The sequence below is a fragment of the Nitrobacter winogradskyi Nb-255 genome (assembly GCF_000012725.1).
Taxonomy (GTDB): domain Bacteria; phylum Pseudomonadota; class Alphaproteobacteria; order Rhizobiales; family Xanthobacteraceae; genus Nitrobacter; species Nitrobacter winogradskyi.
Genome location: NC_007406.1, coordinates 1,562,754 through 1,578,727, shown reverse-complemented (window position 1 = coordinate 1,578,727; position 15,974 = coordinate 1,562,754). Strand labels below are relative to the sequence as shown.

The 15,974-nt window shown below is 62.9% G+C and carries 12 protein-coding genes; 3 read left to right on the top strand and 9 right to left on the bottom strand.

Annotated elements, in window-relative coordinates:
• Nucleotides 1-4: 4 nt before the first annotated feature.
• The 5 genes from NWI_RS07500 to dusB all read right to left on the bottom strand — a co-directional run bounded on the left by NWI_RS07500 (nt 5) and on the right by dusB (nt 7,539).
• Entirely contained in the window at nt 5-1,375 is a 1,371-nt protein-coding gene (locus NWI_RS07500) for a sigma-54-dependent transcriptional regulator (protein WP_011314716.1), read from the bottom strand.
• 17 nt (nt 1,376-1,392) lie between these two features.
• Nucleotides 1,393-3,693, bottom strand: coding sequence for a sensor histidine kinase NtrY-like (locus tag NWI_RS07495; protein ID WP_011314715.1), 2,301 nt, complete (start codon nt 3,691-3,693; stop codon nt 1,393-1,395).
• Nucleotides 3,694-3,870: 177 nt separating this feature from the next.
• Entirely contained in the window at nt 3,871-5,310 is a 1,440-nt protein-coding gene (ntrC, locus tag NWI_RS07490) for a nitrogen regulation protein NR(I) (RefSeq protein WP_011314714.1), read from the bottom strand.
• Between the two features lie 7 nt (nt 5,311-5,317).
• Entirely contained in the window at nt 5,318-6,493 is a 1,176-nt protein-coding gene (locus tag NWI_RS07485) for a two-component system sensor histidine kinase NtrB (protein ID WP_011314713.1), read from the bottom strand.
• Nucleotides 6,490-7,539: a tRNA dihydrouridine synthase DusB gene (dusB, locus tag NWI_RS07480; protein WP_011314712.1), complete on the bottom strand. Its 1,050-nt coding sequence runs from the start codon at nt 7,537-7,539 to the stop codon at nt 6,490-6,492. The genes NWI_RS07485 and dusB overlap by 4 nt, the downstream gene beginning before the upstream one ends.
• Nucleotides 7,540-7,739: 200 nt before the next feature.
• On the opposite strand from dusB, the gene NWI_RS07475 reads away from it, so the two are divergent.
• Both NWI_RS07475 and NWI_RS07470 read left to right on the top strand, forming a co-directional pair.
• On the top strand, nt 7,740-8,936 hold the full coding sequence (locus tag NWI_RS07475; protein WP_011314711.1) for a bifunctional 2-C-methyl-D-erythritol 4-phosphate cytidylyltransferase/2-C-methyl-D-erythritol 2,4-cyclodiphosphate synthase: 1,197 nt from the start codon (nt 7,740-7,742) through the stop codon (nt 8,934-8,936).
• Between the two features lies 1 nt (nt 8,937).
• Complete coding sequence (locus NWI_RS07470) at nt 8,938-9,564, top strand: CinA family protein (protein WP_011314710.1); 627 nt, start codon at nt 8,938-8,940, stop codon at nt 9,562-9,564.
• Between the two features lie 10 nt (nt 9,565-9,574).
• Here the strand turns inward: NWI_RS07470 and NWI_RS07465 are convergent, their stop codons facing one another.
• Together NWI_RS07465 and lipA are read right to left on the bottom strand one after the other, a co-directional pair.
• Entirely contained in the window at nt 9,575-10,042 is a 468-nt protein-coding gene (locus NWI_RS07465) for a type II toxin-antitoxin system RatA family toxin (RefSeq protein ID WP_011314709.1), read from the bottom strand.
• Between the two features lie 11 nt (nt 10,043-10,053).
• On the bottom strand, nt 10,054-11,013 hold the full coding sequence (lipA, locus tag NWI_RS07460) for a lipoyl synthase (protein WP_011314708.1): 960 nt from the start codon (nt 11,011-11,013) through the stop codon (nt 10,054-10,056).
• A 217-nt stretch (nt 11,014-11,230) separates the two neighbouring features.
• Between lipA and NWI_RS07455 the strand changes: the two genes are divergently transcribed.
• Nucleotides 11,231-11,857: a DNA-3-methyladenine glycosylase gene (locus NWI_RS07455; RefSeq protein ID WP_011314707.1), complete on the top strand. Its 627-nt coding sequence runs from the start codon at nt 11,231-11,233 to the stop codon at nt 11,855-11,857.
• Here NWI_RS07455 and NWI_RS07450 read toward each other — a convergent pair.
• Entirely contained in the window at nt 11,838-13,004 is a 1,167-nt protein-coding gene (locus NWI_RS07450; protein ID WP_011314706.1) for an MFS transporter, read from the bottom strand. The genes NWI_RS07455 and NWI_RS07450 overlap by 20 nt on opposite strands.
• Complete coding sequence (locus NWI_RS07445) at nt 13,001-15,859, bottom strand: valine--tRNA ligase (protein WP_011314705.1); 2,859 nt, start codon at nt 15,857-15,859, stop codon at nt 13,001-13,003. Before NWI_RS07445 ends, NWI_RS07450 begins: the two co-directional genes overlap by 4 nt.
• Nucleotides 15,860-15,974 lie beyond the last annotated feature (115 nt).

Below are 15,974 nucleotides of genomic sequence, written 5' to 3'. Positions count from 1 at the left end.
CAATCTAGTTGACGCCGAGCGCCTTGAGTTTGCGATGCAGCGCCGAGCGCTCCATGCCGACGAACTCCGCGGTCCGGGAGATGTTGTTGGAGAAGCGGCTGATCTGAGCGATCAGATAGTCGCGCTCGAAAACCTCGCGGGCCTCGCGAAGCGGCAAGCCCATGATGTGCTCGCCATTGACGCCCGACGGCATCGCCGGGACCATGGAGCCGACATCCTGCGGCAACATATCCGCGGTGATGATGACCTCCGGGCCTCCGCCTGCCAGGATCATTACGCGCTCGACATTGTTTCGGAGTTGCCGGACGTTGCCCGGCCAGACATGCGATTGCAGCACCGCCATCGCGTCATCGCCGATCTGGCGCTTGGGCAAACCGCTCGTGGCGGAGATATGGTCCATGAAAAATTCGATCAGTTCGGGAATATCCTCGCGGCGTTCGGACAATGGCGGAACGCGGATCGGCACCACCGACAGCCGGTGATAGAGATCTTCACGGAACCTGCCCGCTGCAATTTCCTCCTCCAGATTGCGCGCTGTCGACGAAATGATGCGCACATCCACCTTGATCTTGGTTGCGCCGCCTGAGCGTTGAAAGGTCTGATCGACCAGGACCCGCATGATCTTGTTCTGCGTCTCGCGCGGCATATCGCCGATCTCGTCGATGAACAGCGTCCCGCCGTGCGCTTCTTCCAGCGCACCGGCCTTGCGAGGCTGCTGACCGTCGACCTGCTCCACGCCGAACAGTTCGGACTCCATTCGCTCCGGCGTGATCGCAGCGGCGTTGATGACAACAAACGGCCCCTCGGCACGGCTCGACTGATTATGAAGCGTTCGCGCCGCCAGTTCCTTGCCGGACCCGGACGGGCCGACGATCATGATGCGGCTGTTGGCTTTCGCCGCGCGCTCGATGGTTTGCCGAAGCTGGTTCATGCATGGCGAACGCCCAACCAGCGAGCTTGCCGCCGGCGCGAGCTGCTTCAGTTCACGGACCTCGCGCTTCAGGCGCGACGTTTCGAGCGCACGCGTCGCCACCAGAATCAGCCGATCGGCCTTGAACGGCTTTTCGATGAAGTCATAGGCGCCGCGTTTGATGGCCGCGACCGCCGTTTCGATGTTGCCATGACCGGAGATCATCACGACCGGCATATCGGGGCTGTCCTGCTTGATCATTTCCAGCAGCTGGAGCCCATCGAGCTTGCTGCCTTGCAGCCAGATGTCGAGAAACACCATGTGCGGACGGCGGCTTGAAACCTCCGCCAGCGCCTCATCGCTGTTGCGCGCGGTTCGGGTCGTGAACCCCTCATCTTCCAGGATGCCCGCAACCAGGTCGCGAATGTCCGCCTCGTCGTCAACAATCAGAATGTCATGTGCCATGAATTGGATCCGCCTCGTCAGCCGCCGGTCGCAACCTCAGTCTTTGTTTCTTTTCCGGTCAGGGTATCCCCGTTAGTCGCTCCATCATCCCCAATGGTTCCCGCATTCGCTGGCCCCGTCGCTGCAAACCGCAACCGCATCCAGGCTCCCCGCGCTTCCGGCCTGATCGCCGACGCGTCATTGAGCTCGAGCTTTCCGCCGTGGTCTTCCAGAACGCGCCCCACGATCGCAAGACCAAGGCCGGTACCCTTTTCGCGTGTCGTCACGTAAGGCTCCAGCAGCCGCGCGCGCGCAACTTTCGGTAAGCCGACACCATTGTCGATCACGTCAATGATGATGTCGTCTTCTTCCTGCGCGGCGATGACGTCGATCCGGCCTTTTCCGAGCACCTCCGGCGGCACCGCTTCGATGGCTTCGGCCGCGTTCTTGATGATATTGGTCAGCGCCTGCGAGATCAGCCGCCGGTCAAACTGCGCGCGCATCGGTTCTTGCCTGATGTCGGCTTCGATATCGATCTCGGGATGTCCGACACGCATGAGGAAAACCGTCTGGCGGACCGTATCGGCGACATCCTCTCCTTCCATCACGGGCTTCGGCATTCGCGCGAAACGCGAGAACTCATCGACCATCCGCCTGATATCCTCAACCTGACGCACGATGGTGTCGGTGCATTGCTCGAAGATCGGCTTGTCCTGAGTGATCACCTTGCCGAATTTACGGCGGATGCGCTCGGCCGAAAGCTGGATCGGTGTCAACGGATTCTTGATTTCATGAGCGATACGTCGCGCCACATCGCCCCACGCGGACGTACGCTGCGCGGTCACAAGCTCCGTGATATCGTCCAGGGTGATGATGTAGCTGTCACGCGATTGACTGGTTTGCTCGGCGCTGACGCGCACCGAGATGTTACGCTCATTGCCGTCGCGATTGAGCGTGATCTGGCCCTGCACCAGCCGTTGCGCCCCCTCCCTCGCCGTCTGCATGAGATCGCTCAGCTCGGGGATGACCTCGGATAGCGGATGTCCGAGCGTTTCTGATTCCGAATGGCCGATCAGCTTCTCCGCCGAGCGGTTCAGGATGCGGATGGTGTTGGCGCCGTCGACGCCGATGATGCCGGCGCTGGCCGACGACAGCACCGCCTCGATGAAACGGCGCCGGCTGTCGATCAGGCCGCTCGCATTAACGAGTTCGTCGCGCTGAGTGCGCAATTCGGCGGTCATCTTGTTGAATGTCTCGCCGAGCTGCGCCAGGTCGCCTTCGGATTTCAAAACAGGAACCTGAACGTTCAGGTCGCCGGTGGATACGAGGTTGGCCGCGTTCATCAGGCGTCGGACGGGGGCCACGAACCGGTCCGCGAAGTTGAGGCCTAGCAATACCGACGCCATCAGAATGGTCAGCGCAATCACAGCGAACATCAGCGCGAGCGCCACCTGGATGCCAAGACGCCGAGCCTCGATCGTGGCGTATTCGACAATGCTCGACTCGGTCTGCTTCAGTTGCGAGACGACATAGGGATCGAGCAATCTCGCGACGTAAAGGAACGTGTCCTGAAACGCGCGAAGGCGAATGACGGCGGCGACGTAGTTCGCCTCCGGAATGAGCGCGATCTGCGGATCGTCCTCATTCACATTCTTGAGAATGTCGGGGTTCGGCGTGTCGTAGGCTCGCTTGATGCCGGTTTGCGCCGATACCAGCAGATGACCCTCCTTATCGATCAGCATCGCGCCGGGAAGGTTGCGAGCCTTGGCGCTGGAGGTCAGGAGTTGGAGAAATGTCACGCGGTCCTGGTCGTAGAGCGGCCGTGCGTTGGAAACGTCATTGGCCATGCCCAGGATATCGCCCCGGATCAGTTGGGCATGCTCGTTCGCATAAGCGTGTGCGACGATCCGCGAGTTCTCAATAACCTCCTTGATCGGCCCTGAAAACAGACGGTCAAGGCCGCGATCGATCGTGACGCTGGCGACGACCGACACCACGACCGCCGGCAGAACGGCGATGATCGAGAAAAGACCGACGACCTGCACATGCAGCTTCGCCGCGGCGCGCCCCCGGCGGCGGGCTTGCACGACACGCCAGACCTCGCGGGCGATGATGCCAACGAGCAGAAGGATGATGCCGGCGTCGACCAGCAGAAACGTAATGACGACCCGGTGCGTCGGCTCGATCGGCGTGAGGCCAACCAAAACCACGAAAGTCAGGAATGCCGACAGCAGCGCAAGGCCGATCGCGACGGGCGCCAATAGCCGGCGCATCGCCCAGCCACGCGACTCGGCGAATGTCGGATCGTGCGAGGGAACCGGCGTGTCTGCTGTGGTCATCCGCGTGAAAGCTGGGCGTTTAAGCTGGCTGGCGCAACCAGCGAACTGATGCAATCATACAACAATGTTGCACAATTGGGACATTTCCGCGGCGCGAACATCAGCCGCGACTGGCAACAATCGATTGAGTCCGGTTCGATCGTGAATGGCGGAAAAACTGCCGGTAGACTCGGCTACCTATCCTCCGGAACGGTAGACCTGGATATCCAGATCGCGGATTTTTTTACGGAGCGTGTTGCGGTTCAAACCCAAAAGGTCGGCGGCGCGAATCTGGTTGCCGCGCGTCGCCGCCAGCACGGCGGTGAGAAGCGGGACCTCAATCTCCCTGAGAACGCGTTGATACAGGCCAGGCGGCGGGAGCCCGTTCGGGGAGCCTGAGAAAAGCGACGACATGTACATCTCGACGGCGCCACCGAGACTATTGATGTTCTGGGCGTTACTTCCGGAGGTCGCCTCGGGAGATGCAAGCTCGCAATCGATCACCGGAGCGGTGATGACATCCTGCGGGTAGAGCGCGGCCAGCCTGCGCGCAAGGTTTTCAAGCTCCCGGACGTTGCCGGGCCAGCGGTGCCGCTTCAAGCGTTCTAGCGCAAGCGCGTCCAGCTTCTTGGGCGGCAGTCCATCCTTTTCGGCAAGCACGAAAAAATGCCTGATCAGATCCGGCAGATCCTCGATGCGTTCGCGGAGCGGCGGCAGGCGCAGCGGCACCACGTTGAGGCGGAAAAAAAGATCCTCGCGAAACAGCCCCTGCTGAATCAGGACACGAAGATCCTTGTTGGATGCCGCAACGATGCGGACATCCGTCTTGATGGCCGTCCTTCCCCCGACGGTGCAATATTCACCCTGCTGAAGCACACGAAGCAGACGTGTCTGCGCCTCCATCGGCATGTCGCCGATTTCGTCGAGAAAGAGAGTCCCTCCTTCGGCCTGCTCGAAACGGCCCGACGCGCGGGCGTTCGCGCCCGTGAATGCGCCGCGTTCGTGACCGAACAACTCCGATTCGATCAGGTCGCGGGGAATCGCCGCCATATTGACGGCGACGAACGGACCGCCGCGACGCTTGCCGTAGTCATGAAGCGCGCGCGCGACAAGTTCCTTGCCGGTGCCGGACTCGCCGGAAATCATCACGGTCAGGTCCGTCTGCATCAGCCGCGCCAGAACACGGTAGATTTCCTGCATGGCGGGGGACCGGCCGATCAACGGCAGGGAATCGCCTTCATTCTCGTCGCCGCGGCTGGCCGCGCTCTCCTTCGGCTCGGCGAGCGCGCGGCCGACGATTGCGATCAGTTCCTTCAGGTCGAACGGTTTCGGAAGGTATTCGTAAGCGCCGCGCTCGGAGGCGCGGATCGCCGTCATGAAGGTGTTCTGCGCGCTCATCACGATGACCGGCAGGTTCGGCCTGATTTTCTTGATGCGAGGCAGAAGGTCGAAGGCGTTCTCGTCCGGCATCACCACGTCGGTGATCACGATATCTCCTTCGCCCTGGCTGACCCATCGCCACAGCGTTGCGGCATTCCCGGTCAGGCGCACGTCATAACCGGCACGCGACAGCGCCTGATTGATCACCGTGCGGATGGCTCCGTCATCATCGGCGACAAGTATGTTGGCTGGAGACATTTTGTCCTCATGCTGGATGACGCGCGGTGCGTGGCGGTATTCCGGACGCGGCAGCGTCATCGCCCTGCCGGTGTACCGGACCGGAATCGAACATCGGCAGCAGGATACGGAAGTTGGTCTTGCGCGGCTGCGACTCGCACTCGACGATGCCGCCGTGATCCCCGACGATCTTTGCGACCAGCGCCAGACCGAGCCCGCTGCCGGTCTGCTTGGTGGTGACGAACGGATCGAACAGGTTCGGAAGCAGATCCTCCGCCACGCCGGGACCATTGTCCTTGACGCAGAACTCCAGCGGCAGCGAAACCCGCGTTTTCTTGCCCGGGAGGGAAAGGCGCAAGCCGGGACGGAATGCGGTCGTGAACTGGATTTCTCCCTCTTCTCCGAGATCGGAAACAGCTTCGGCGGCATTCTTGACAAGGTTCAGAAAGATTTGAACCAGTTGATCCCGATCGCCGAGAACCGGCGGAAGCGACGGATCGTAATCAACGGTGAACCTGACATTTCGCGCGAAGCCCGACTGCGCGAGCCGTTTGACATGATCGAGCACCGCGTGAATGTTGACAGGCTCCCGCCTGATCGGCCGCTCGTCGCCGAATACCTCCATGCGATCGACCAGCGTGACGATACGGTCCGCCTCGTCGCAGATCAGCCGGGTCAGCATTCGATCGTCCGGCGTCGCCCCCTGTTCAAGAAGCTGCGCCGCACCACGAATCCCGGAAAGCGGGTTCTTGATTTCGTGCGCGAGCATGGCCGCAAGCGCGATCACAGATCGGGCCGCGCTGCGATGGGTCAACTGCCGATCCATCTTGTCGGCGATGGTGCGCTCCTGGATCATCACCACGACGTGAGCGGGCCGTTCGGTCAGGGGCGCGACATGCAGGTCGACCTGACGGTCACGGCCGATCCTCGGCGTGCCGAGATCAACCCTGAACTCGTTGACGGGCGCGCCGCTGTCGCGAACCTGATCGATCAGGGCCAGGAGCGGACTGCCGAATGGGATAAGCTGTTTCAGTGGCTCGCGCTGCAGGAACTGCTTCGACATCTCAAAGAAGGACTCTGCCGCCATGTTGGCGTCAACGATCCGGCCGTCGGGCGCGACCAGCAGCACAGGATTAGGGAGCGCGTTGAGAATGGCCTCGCCATCGGAAGACGCGACGCGCGGACGCTGCGCGATCGACGTCATGCCACGGCCCTCCACGCGAAATCGTCGAACGCGTCCACCAGTAACCGCTGTACGCCGGAGGGATCATCGGCCGTCAGAATTTTCGTCCGCCACGATTTCTGGACCGGTGTCGGCACGGCACGAAGCGCTGCCGCCGTATCCAGCGCCCAGCCAAGATGCTTTCGCGCATGACGAAGCCCGATGCGCAGGCCGTAATGCAGAAGCAGGTCGTCATAAAGCGCGCGGATGTAAGCCAACTGATCCGTGAGCGAAGGATGGGATTCTTCGATGCCGGTTTCGAGCCGCCGCCCGATCTGACCCGGCAGCCAGGGGCGGCCCTGCGCGCCGCGGCCCACCATGACCGCATCGGCCCCCGACGCCTCCAGCGCAGCAACGGCTGCGTCGAACGATGTGATGTCGCCGTTGACGACGACGGGAACGCGCACCGCTTCCTTCACGGCCCGCACGGCCCGCCAATCGGCGCGGCCTTTGTAGAACTGGCAGCGCGTCCGGCCATGAACCGTGATCATCCGCACGCCGGCGGATTCGGCGCGCCGCGCCAGCGAAGGCGCATTGAACGAGTGGCCGTCCCATCCGAGGCGCATTTTGAGTGTGACCGGCACGTTCACCGCGCCGACCGTCGCCTCGATCAGGTCGAGGGCATGGTCGGGATCGCGCATCAGCGCCGAACCCGACTGGCCGCCTGTCACGTGCCGGGCGGGACAACCCATGTTGATATCGATGATGTCGGCGCCGGCCGCCTCGGCGATCCGCGCGGCTTCCGCCATCCAGCGCGTCTCGCAGCCGGCAAGCTGAACGACGTGCGGCCCATGACCGGTGGCTTCACAGCGAAGGACGGACATTGGACGCCCGCGGACGAGATCGTCGCTCGCGGTCATTTCCGAAACAACGAGCGCCGCCCCCAGCGACTCCGTAAGACGTCGAAACGGCCTGTCCGTGATCCCCGACATCGGCGCAAGAAGAACGCGGTTGCGGATCGAAATATCTCCGACCGCGAACGGTCCGAGACTTGATGACGGAGGAGGACCTGTCAGGCTCTTGCTCATGGTCCAATCGTTCCGTGCCACGTTCCGAATAGCTTATTTATTAGGCATGATGGTTTTATGCCTACACAATAGCCAGTTCCGGGCATCTTGCCAACTACGCCAGCACCGAATAATTCGCGGCTGGTCCGGACTCCTGCTGTTTTTGCTAACGGCGTGGTAAGGGCCTGCTCAAACAACCCGATTCCTTCACAGCGAGTCCAATGCCCAGCTCAAAACGAACTGCCGCCATCATTGTCGCCGCGGGCCGCGGTCTCCGCGCGGGCGCGGGCGGCCCCAAACAATACCGGACGATTGGCGGACGAACCGTGATTTCGCGGGCGATGGAGGCGTTCTGCCAGCATCCCGACGTGTTCGCGGTTCAGCCGGTGCTCAATCCCGATGACCTCTCGATGTTCAATCAGGCCGCCGCCCAGTTCCGCTATCGTCCGCCCGCGAATGGCGGGGCCACGCGCCAGGCTTCCGTTCGCGCCGGCCTTGAGGCGTTAGCGGCCGACGCGCCGGACATCGTGCTGATCCACGACGCCGCCCGCCCGTTCGTCACACCGGCGCTGATCACGCGCGCCATCGACGCTGCCGATAAAGCCGGCGCGGCGGTGCCCGCTATTGCCGTTACCGACACCATCAAGCAGGTCGATGAATCCGGCGCGGTCAACGCGACCCCCGACCGTGCAAAGCTGCGGATCGCGCAGACGCCGCAGGCGTTCCATTTCGATATGATACTCGATGCGCACCGCCGTGCGGCGCGCGAGGGCCGCGACGATTTCACCGACGACGCCGCGCTCGCCGAGTGGGTGGGATTGACGGTGGCGACATTCGAGGGCGATGCTGCGAACATGAAACTGACGACTCCCGAAGATTTCGTGCGTGAGGAAGCGCGTCTCGCGGCCGCTCTCGGCGACATCAGAACCGGCACGGGCTACGACGTGCATGCTTTCGGCGAAGGCGATCACCTCATGCTGTGCGGCGTGAAGGTGCCGCATAATTGCGGCTTCCTGGCGCACTCCGATGGCGATGTCGGCTTGCACGCGCTGGTCGACGCCATTCTCGGAGCGCTCGCGGACGGCGACATAGGCTCGCATTTCCCGCCCAGCGACCCGCAATGGAAAGGGGCGGCTTCCGACAAATTTCTGAAGTATGCTGTCGACCGGGTTACGGCGCGCGGCGGCCGCGTCGCCAATCTCGAGGTCACCATGATATGCCAGCAGCCGAAGATCGGACCTCTGCGCGACCAGATGCGGGCGCGCATCGCTGATATCACCGGGGTCGCCATCTCGCGCATCGCCGTGAAGGCGACGACCAGCGAACGGCTCGGCTTCACCGGACGCGAGGAAGGAATCGCGGCGACTGCCAGCGCCACCATCCGTCTGCCCTGGAACGACAAGGGCCGGGACACCTGACATGAACAACAGCGACGCACGCGCCCTGTCGCGTTCGCTGCTCGACATTTGCCGGATGCGCAAGCTCACGATCGCAACGGCCGAATCCTGCACCGGCGGACTGGTCGCCGCGGCGCTGACCGAGATTCCCGGCTCCTCGGACGTCATCGATCGCGGTTTCGTCACCTATTCCAATAACGCCAAGCGCGCGATGCTTGGCGTCAAGGCCGGCACGCTCGACAGTTTCGGCGCTGTCAGCAAGGAAACCGCGACCGCGATGGCGATAGGCGCGCTGGAGCGCGCCGACACCGATCTGGCCGTTTCCATCACCGGGATCGCGGGTCCCGGCGGCGCAACGCCGGGCAAGCCCGTGGGCCTCGTTCATTTTGCGGCCGCGGCGCGTGACGGCCGCCTGATCCATCGGGAATGCCGCTTCGGCGCCATCGGCCGCAGTTCAGTACGGCAACGTTCGGTCGTCGAAGCCCTGCGGATGCTGATGGAACTGACGCGCGGCCCGAAGCCGCCCGCGAAAGTCCGCCGCGAAAGCATCAGCCGGTCGCGGCCGCGCGCGGCGAGAGCGCCGACACGCCGGGCTTCCGAGCGGCGGCGCACCGCAGCGCCGGTAAAACCTTCTCCAAAGAAAACCTGAACATGTCGCGTCAGGTCCTCGCCTTCGGCGGACCGTACACGGCGGCGGCGCGTTTCTCGAACGCCGCCGCGAAACGCTGGAACGCGGTGTCGAACATCGCGCCCATCAGCATCGCCAGCATCCGGCTCTTGAATTCATAGGTGATGAAAAACCCCACATCGCAGCCTTGATCCGACTTCGGCTCGAAGGTCCAGCGGTTCTCCATGTGGCTGAACGGCCCGCGCAGATACTCAACGACAATCTTCAGGTTCGGCCGATCCAGCGTCACCTTGCTCGTAAAGGACTCGCTCACGAGCTTGAACGACACGGTCATATCAGCGACCACGACTTCCTTGCCGTCGGCCGCGGGCGTGCGCTGCCGCACCTTCAACGACTGGCAAAGCGGCACGAAGTCCGGATAGCGCTCGACATCCGCCACGAGATCGAACATCTCGCTCGCGCTGTGACGCACGCGGCGCTTGCTTGAAAACGACGGCATCCCGGTGGCGCTTACCGCGACAACGTGGCGCGGGCGGCCTGCAACTTTGCAAAGTCCTCGCCGGCGTGATGCGACGAGCGCGTCAGCGGGCTTGCCGATACCATCAGAAAACCCTTGGTGTAAGCGACAGTCTCATAGCTCGAAAACTCCTCCGGCGTGACGTAACGTATCACGGCGTGATGCTTGCGGGTCGGCTGCAGGTATTGCCCGATGGTAAGAAAGTCGACATCCGCCGACCGCAGATCGTCCATCACCTGCAAGACCTCGTGACGCTCCTCGCCAAGCCCGACCATGATGCCGGACTTGGTGAAGATCGCCGGGTCGATCTCCTTCACCCGTTGCAACAGGCGGATCGAGTGGAAATAGCGCGCGCCGGGCCGCACAGTCAGGTAACGCGACGGAACGGTTTCGAGATTGTGGTTGAAGACATCGGGCTTCGCCGCCACCACCTTTTCCAGCGCGCCGTCCTTGCGAAGAAAATCGGGCGTCAGGATCTCGATCGTCGTCGCCGGACAACGCTCACGGATAGCGCGTATCGTCTGCGCGAAATGTTCCGCGCCTCCGTCATCGAGATCGTCGCGATCGACGGATGTGACGACGACGTGCGCCAACCCCAGCTTGCGCGTCGCTTCAGCCACGTATTCGGGCTCGGACGACTCGATCGCACCGGGCATTCCCGTCTTGACATTGCAGAAGGCGCAGGCGCGGGTGCAGGTGTCGCCCATGATCATGAAGGTGGCGTGTTTCTTGTCCCAGCACTCGCCGATGTTCGGGCAGCCCGCCTCCTCGCATACGGTGACCAGTCCGTTCTCCTTGACGATCCGGCGCGTATTCGCATAGCCGCGCGTGTTCGGCGCGCGCACGCGAATCCAGTCGGGTTTCGGCGGCGACAACGCATCCGGCCGGTTGGCCTTCTCCGGATGCCGCGGCCGGACAGGATTGGCGGAAATCGTATCGAGGATGACGACCATGGATGATCCAGAAGACTTTTGGGCGTTTTCGAGCGGAACGAACGACCTGTTCGCGTGAAGAGAACACGTCAGATCAAGATCGTATGCCCCGTTTTTGATTTCTGTCAGAAGCGGGAAGGCTTTAGGTAATCCGCGCGGCGCGGGGCTGCAACCCGCTTCGCCGGATCAGCCAGATATGTAACATATCCCGAATCCACCCGCCCGCTCCGATTGCCGCATGAAACTGACTCAAGACCTGACATCCGATGGCCCAGATCCACCTGTTCTCGGCAAACCCCTCACGCGCGCGTTTTTCGGGCGCAGCGTGCATGATGTCGCTCCCGACCTGATCGGCGCGACCCTGCTGGTCGACGGCGTCGGCGGCATCATCGTCGAGGTGGAGGCCTATCATCACACCGAACCGGCGGCGCATTCCCATCGGGGACCGACGCCGCGAAACATGGTGATGTTCGGCCCACCCGGCTTCGCCTATGTCTATCGCTCTTACGGCATCCACTGGTGCGTGAACTTCGTCTGTGAAATGGATGGCTCCGCCGCCGCGGTTCTGATCCGCGCGCTACAGCCGACCCACGGCATTCCGGCGATGCGGCGGCGGCGCGGGCTGCATGAGGAACGCCTTTTGTGCTCAGGGCCAGGCAGACTATGCCAGGCGCTCGGCATATCGATCGCGCATAACGCGCTGCCGCTCGATGCGCCGCCGATCGCGGTCTTTCGGCGAACAGAGAAGGCCGACGTCGTCGCCGGCGTGCGCATCGGCATCACCAAGGCCGCCGACCTGCCATGGCGATACGGATTGAAAGGATCGAAGTTCCTGAGCAAGCCGTTCAGGAGCGCCGGGTACTGAAATCAATTCCCAGCGGCAGCACGACCATCGGCACGACGGCAAGACCGATCGGCACGAACGCAACCACGGCGTTCCCGGTGATGTCCCAGACCATCCCGCTGACGATGGAGATCAGCATGGCGATTCCGTAACCGATTGTGAACATTCCGGCCGAGTTGTGGGGTACGTCATCGGGAGCGACCAGCAGGGCCGGCAGCGTCAGTACAAGAGTGAGGCCCACGGCGCAGGTGAAGCCCACCAGCGCCGCCGAACCGACGATCGCCCAAAAACTCGTGCTCGTCGCAGTGCCGAGGACAGCGAGCAGGCCGAGCGCGCCGCAAAGAACCAGCGGCCATCTCCTCCGCTCGAGACGGCTGGCCATCAGAATAAGAATGATCGACCCCGGCAACTGCCCGAGATTGAGCGCCGATAGCGCAGGTCCGATCAGCTCGGTCTGGCCGTTTTGCAGCAGCAGGCCTGGCAGAAACGCATTGGTGCAGAAATACAGCTGGTTGTTCGCGCTGGCGACGAGGCCGATTTTCCACAGCAGCGGATCGCGCCAGTCCGGCATCCAGCGGCTGTGCTGAGCGGATACCTGGTCGCCGCCCGGCCGGGCAACGAAGATGATCAATGCGATCGCCGCCGCCGCGATCGACCAGAGTTCGAGACTTCCGCGCCACCCGCCTCCCAGCAACGGCACGGTCACCACGACAAGCACGACCGGGAAGATTTCGCCGCATAGCAATCCGTTGGTGTAGACGGCCGTGGCGAAACCAATCCGGCGGGGGACCCATTGCCGAACCAGCGGCGGCAACGCCGGCTGCATCAGGGCGACGCCCGCCGCCATCAGCGCGGTCGCCGCGAACAGCGTCATCGCGCCGATGGCGAAACCGCGCAGCGCCGACCCGACCGCCGCGATCAAAAGGCCAACGACGAGCGCCCTGACGGCGCCGACGCGCGAAATCAGCAGCGATCCGGGCACCGCGACAAGCGCGAACAAACTGACCGGAATGGCATTGAGGATCCCGACCTCGGTTCCTGACAGCGCAAGATCGGAAATGATAAGCGCCAGTACCGGCGGCACCGCAAGGATCGTGAGCCGCAGCCCCACGCCCCCAAGCCATAGCAGACCCAGGGGACGCAGCGACGACGATCGCGCAACACTCACTCAGCGGCCTTCAAACGCTCCAGCGCCTCGACGAACTTCGCCTTGCGAGCGGCCGCTGCTTCCCGCTTTTCTTTTTCGTCCTCGACGATTTCTCCGGGCGCGTTGGCGATGAAATTCTGATCCGCGAGCTTGAGATCGACGCGAGCGATGTCGGCGTCAGCCTTAGCGATTTCCTTCCCCAGACGCGTACGCTGGGCGGCGACGTCAACGATGCCTTTCAACGGCAGCGCGGCGACTTCGCCACGGATCAGCAGTTGCACGGCGCCCGCCGGCGCCTGGTCCGCGAACGAGATATCCGCAAGCCGGGACATCCGCTTGATGACATCGCTCCAGCGCTGCGCCCGCGCCCTGCTCTCGTCGGACGCGCCAGCCAGCACCAGCGGCGCCAGGGTTGCAGGCGGAATATTCATCTCCGCGCGGACGGAGCGGATCGCCGTGACGAGATCGACCACCCAGCCGATCTCGGCTTCGGCGGCATCGTCGCGGAAGTAGGGCTCCAGCAGATCGGTTATCGGCTCCGACCCGATGAAGGGGTCGGCGGCCGCGATCAACGTCCGCCGTTTGCGGGTCTGATCGGCCTTGTTGGGCCACTCCGTCAGGGTCAGCAGTCGCGTCCGCTCCGCCGTCACCGCCCATAACTCCTCCGTAATGAACGGCATGAACGGATGGAGAAGCTTCAGGATTTCATCGCGCGCCCAGGCGACCATCGCGCGTGTCTCGGACTTGGCGGGGCTGTCCTCACCCAGAATGACGGGCTTCGCGAGCTCAAGATACCAGTCGCAATAGACGTTCCAGACAAAGCGGTAGATCGCGCTTGCGGCGTCATTGAAGCGAGAGGATTCAATGGCCTCGGTGACCTCGCACGCCGTACGCGCGGTCTCATGAACGATCCATCGGTTCAGTGTCTCCGTCGCCGCGGTCGGATCGAACCGGGCGGGAACGACACAATCGTTCATCTCCGCGAAACGGCACGCGTTCCAGAACTTGGTCGCGAAATTGCGATAGCCTTCGACCCTCTGCGGAGAGAGCTTGATGTCGCGGCCCTGCACCGCCATCGCGGCGAGCGTAAAGCGCAGCGCATCCGCGCCGTACTTATCGACCAGATTAAGGGGATCAATGACGTTGCCCTTCGACTTCGACATCTTGGCGCCCTTCTCGTCGCGAACGAGCGCGTGGATGTAGACCGTCGAGAACGGGGCTTCTTTCATGAAGTGGATGCCCATCATCATCATTCGGGCAACCCAGAAGAAGATGATATCGAAGCCGGTGACGAGCACGTTGGTCGGATAGTAACGCCTCACCTCCGGCGTCTCGTCCGGCCAGCCGAGCGTCGAGAACGGCCACAACGCCGATGAAAACCAGGTGTCGAGCACGTCTTCGTCTCGCGTGATGAAGCCATCACGCTTCGCCGGATCGCGCGCCATCCCGGCGCCCTGCTCCGCCGTAATCACGCCCTGCTCGACGTAATAGCCGAGCGCATGGCCGATCGCCTCGTCCTCCGTTTCCGCGACGAACACCTTTCCGTCGGGCCCGTACCAGGCCGGAATCTGATGACCCCACCAGAGCTGCCGCGAGATACACCAGGGTTGGATGTTCTCCATCCACTCGAAATAGGTCTTCTCCCAGTTCTTCGGCACGAACGCCGTTTCGCCGGAACGCACGGCGGCCATTGCCGGCCGCGCCAGTTCCTTGGCGTCGACGTACCACTGGTCGGTCAGGTAGGGCTCGACGACGGCGTTGGAGCGGTCGCCATGCGGCACCATGTGCGTATGCGGCTCGATCTTGTCGAGAAAGCCGAACTCTTCGAGACGCGCCACGATCGCCTTGCGCGCGGCGAAGCGATCCATGCCGTCGAATTCCTCAGCCAGCATCAACGCGCCCGACGGAAGGCCGCGCAGGAAATCCTCGTTCTCGGATAGCGTCAGCCGTCCCTCGCGATCGAGCACGCTGATCTGCGGCAGGTGGTGGCGCCTACCGACCTCGAAGTCGTTGAAATCATGAGCCGGGGTGATTTTGACCGCGCCGGTGCCCTTCTCCGGATCGGCATAGTCGTCGCCGACAATCGGAATGATCCTGCCGGCCAAAGGCAGCACGACATTGCTGCCGATCAGGTATTCGAGCTTCGCGTTCTCCGGATGCACCGCGACAGCCGTATCGCCCAGCATGGTCTCCGGCCGCGTGGTGGCGACGACGATATAGGTCGAGGGATCGCTCGGGTCGAAAGCCTTGCCCTCGATCGGATAGCGCAGATGCCACAAGCTGCCTTTCACCTCGACCTGTTTCACCTCGAGATCGGAGATCGCGGTGAGCAGTTTCGGATCCCAATTGACCAGCCGCTTGTCCTTGTAGATCAGGCCGGCGCGATGCAGCTCGACGAAAACCTTGGCGACCGCGCGTGACAGCCCTTCGTCCATGGTGAAACGCTCACGCGACCAATCGCAGGACGCTCCCAGCCGTTTCAACTGGTTGACGATAACGCCGCCGCTCTCCGCTTTCCATTGCCAGACTCGTTCAAGAAACCTGGCGCGGCCCATCTCGCGGCGGCCGGGCTCCTTCCGTTCCATCAACTGCCGCTCCACAACCATCTGGGTCGCGATGCCGGCATGATCTGTGCCTGGCTGCCATAGCACGTCGCGGCCGCGCATCCGCTCGAAGCGGCACAGCACATCCTGCAAGGTGTTGTTCAGCGCGTGCCCCATGTGCAACGAGCCGGTGACGTTCGGCGGCGGGATGACGATCGTGAACGGCTCAGCCTCGCGGCGTTCGGGCCGGCCGGCCTTGAACGCGCCGGCCTCTTCCCAAACGCGGGACATGCGACTTTCAATATCGGATGGCTGATAGGTTTTTTCGATCATGTCAATGCAATCACAGTCGGGGCGTTTCAGGTCAGTTCACGAAATAGATCCCCTGACGGCTAAAAGCCTTTCAGGGCGCATCAAGTCAACAAGACCACCGAATAAACCGGCCGCA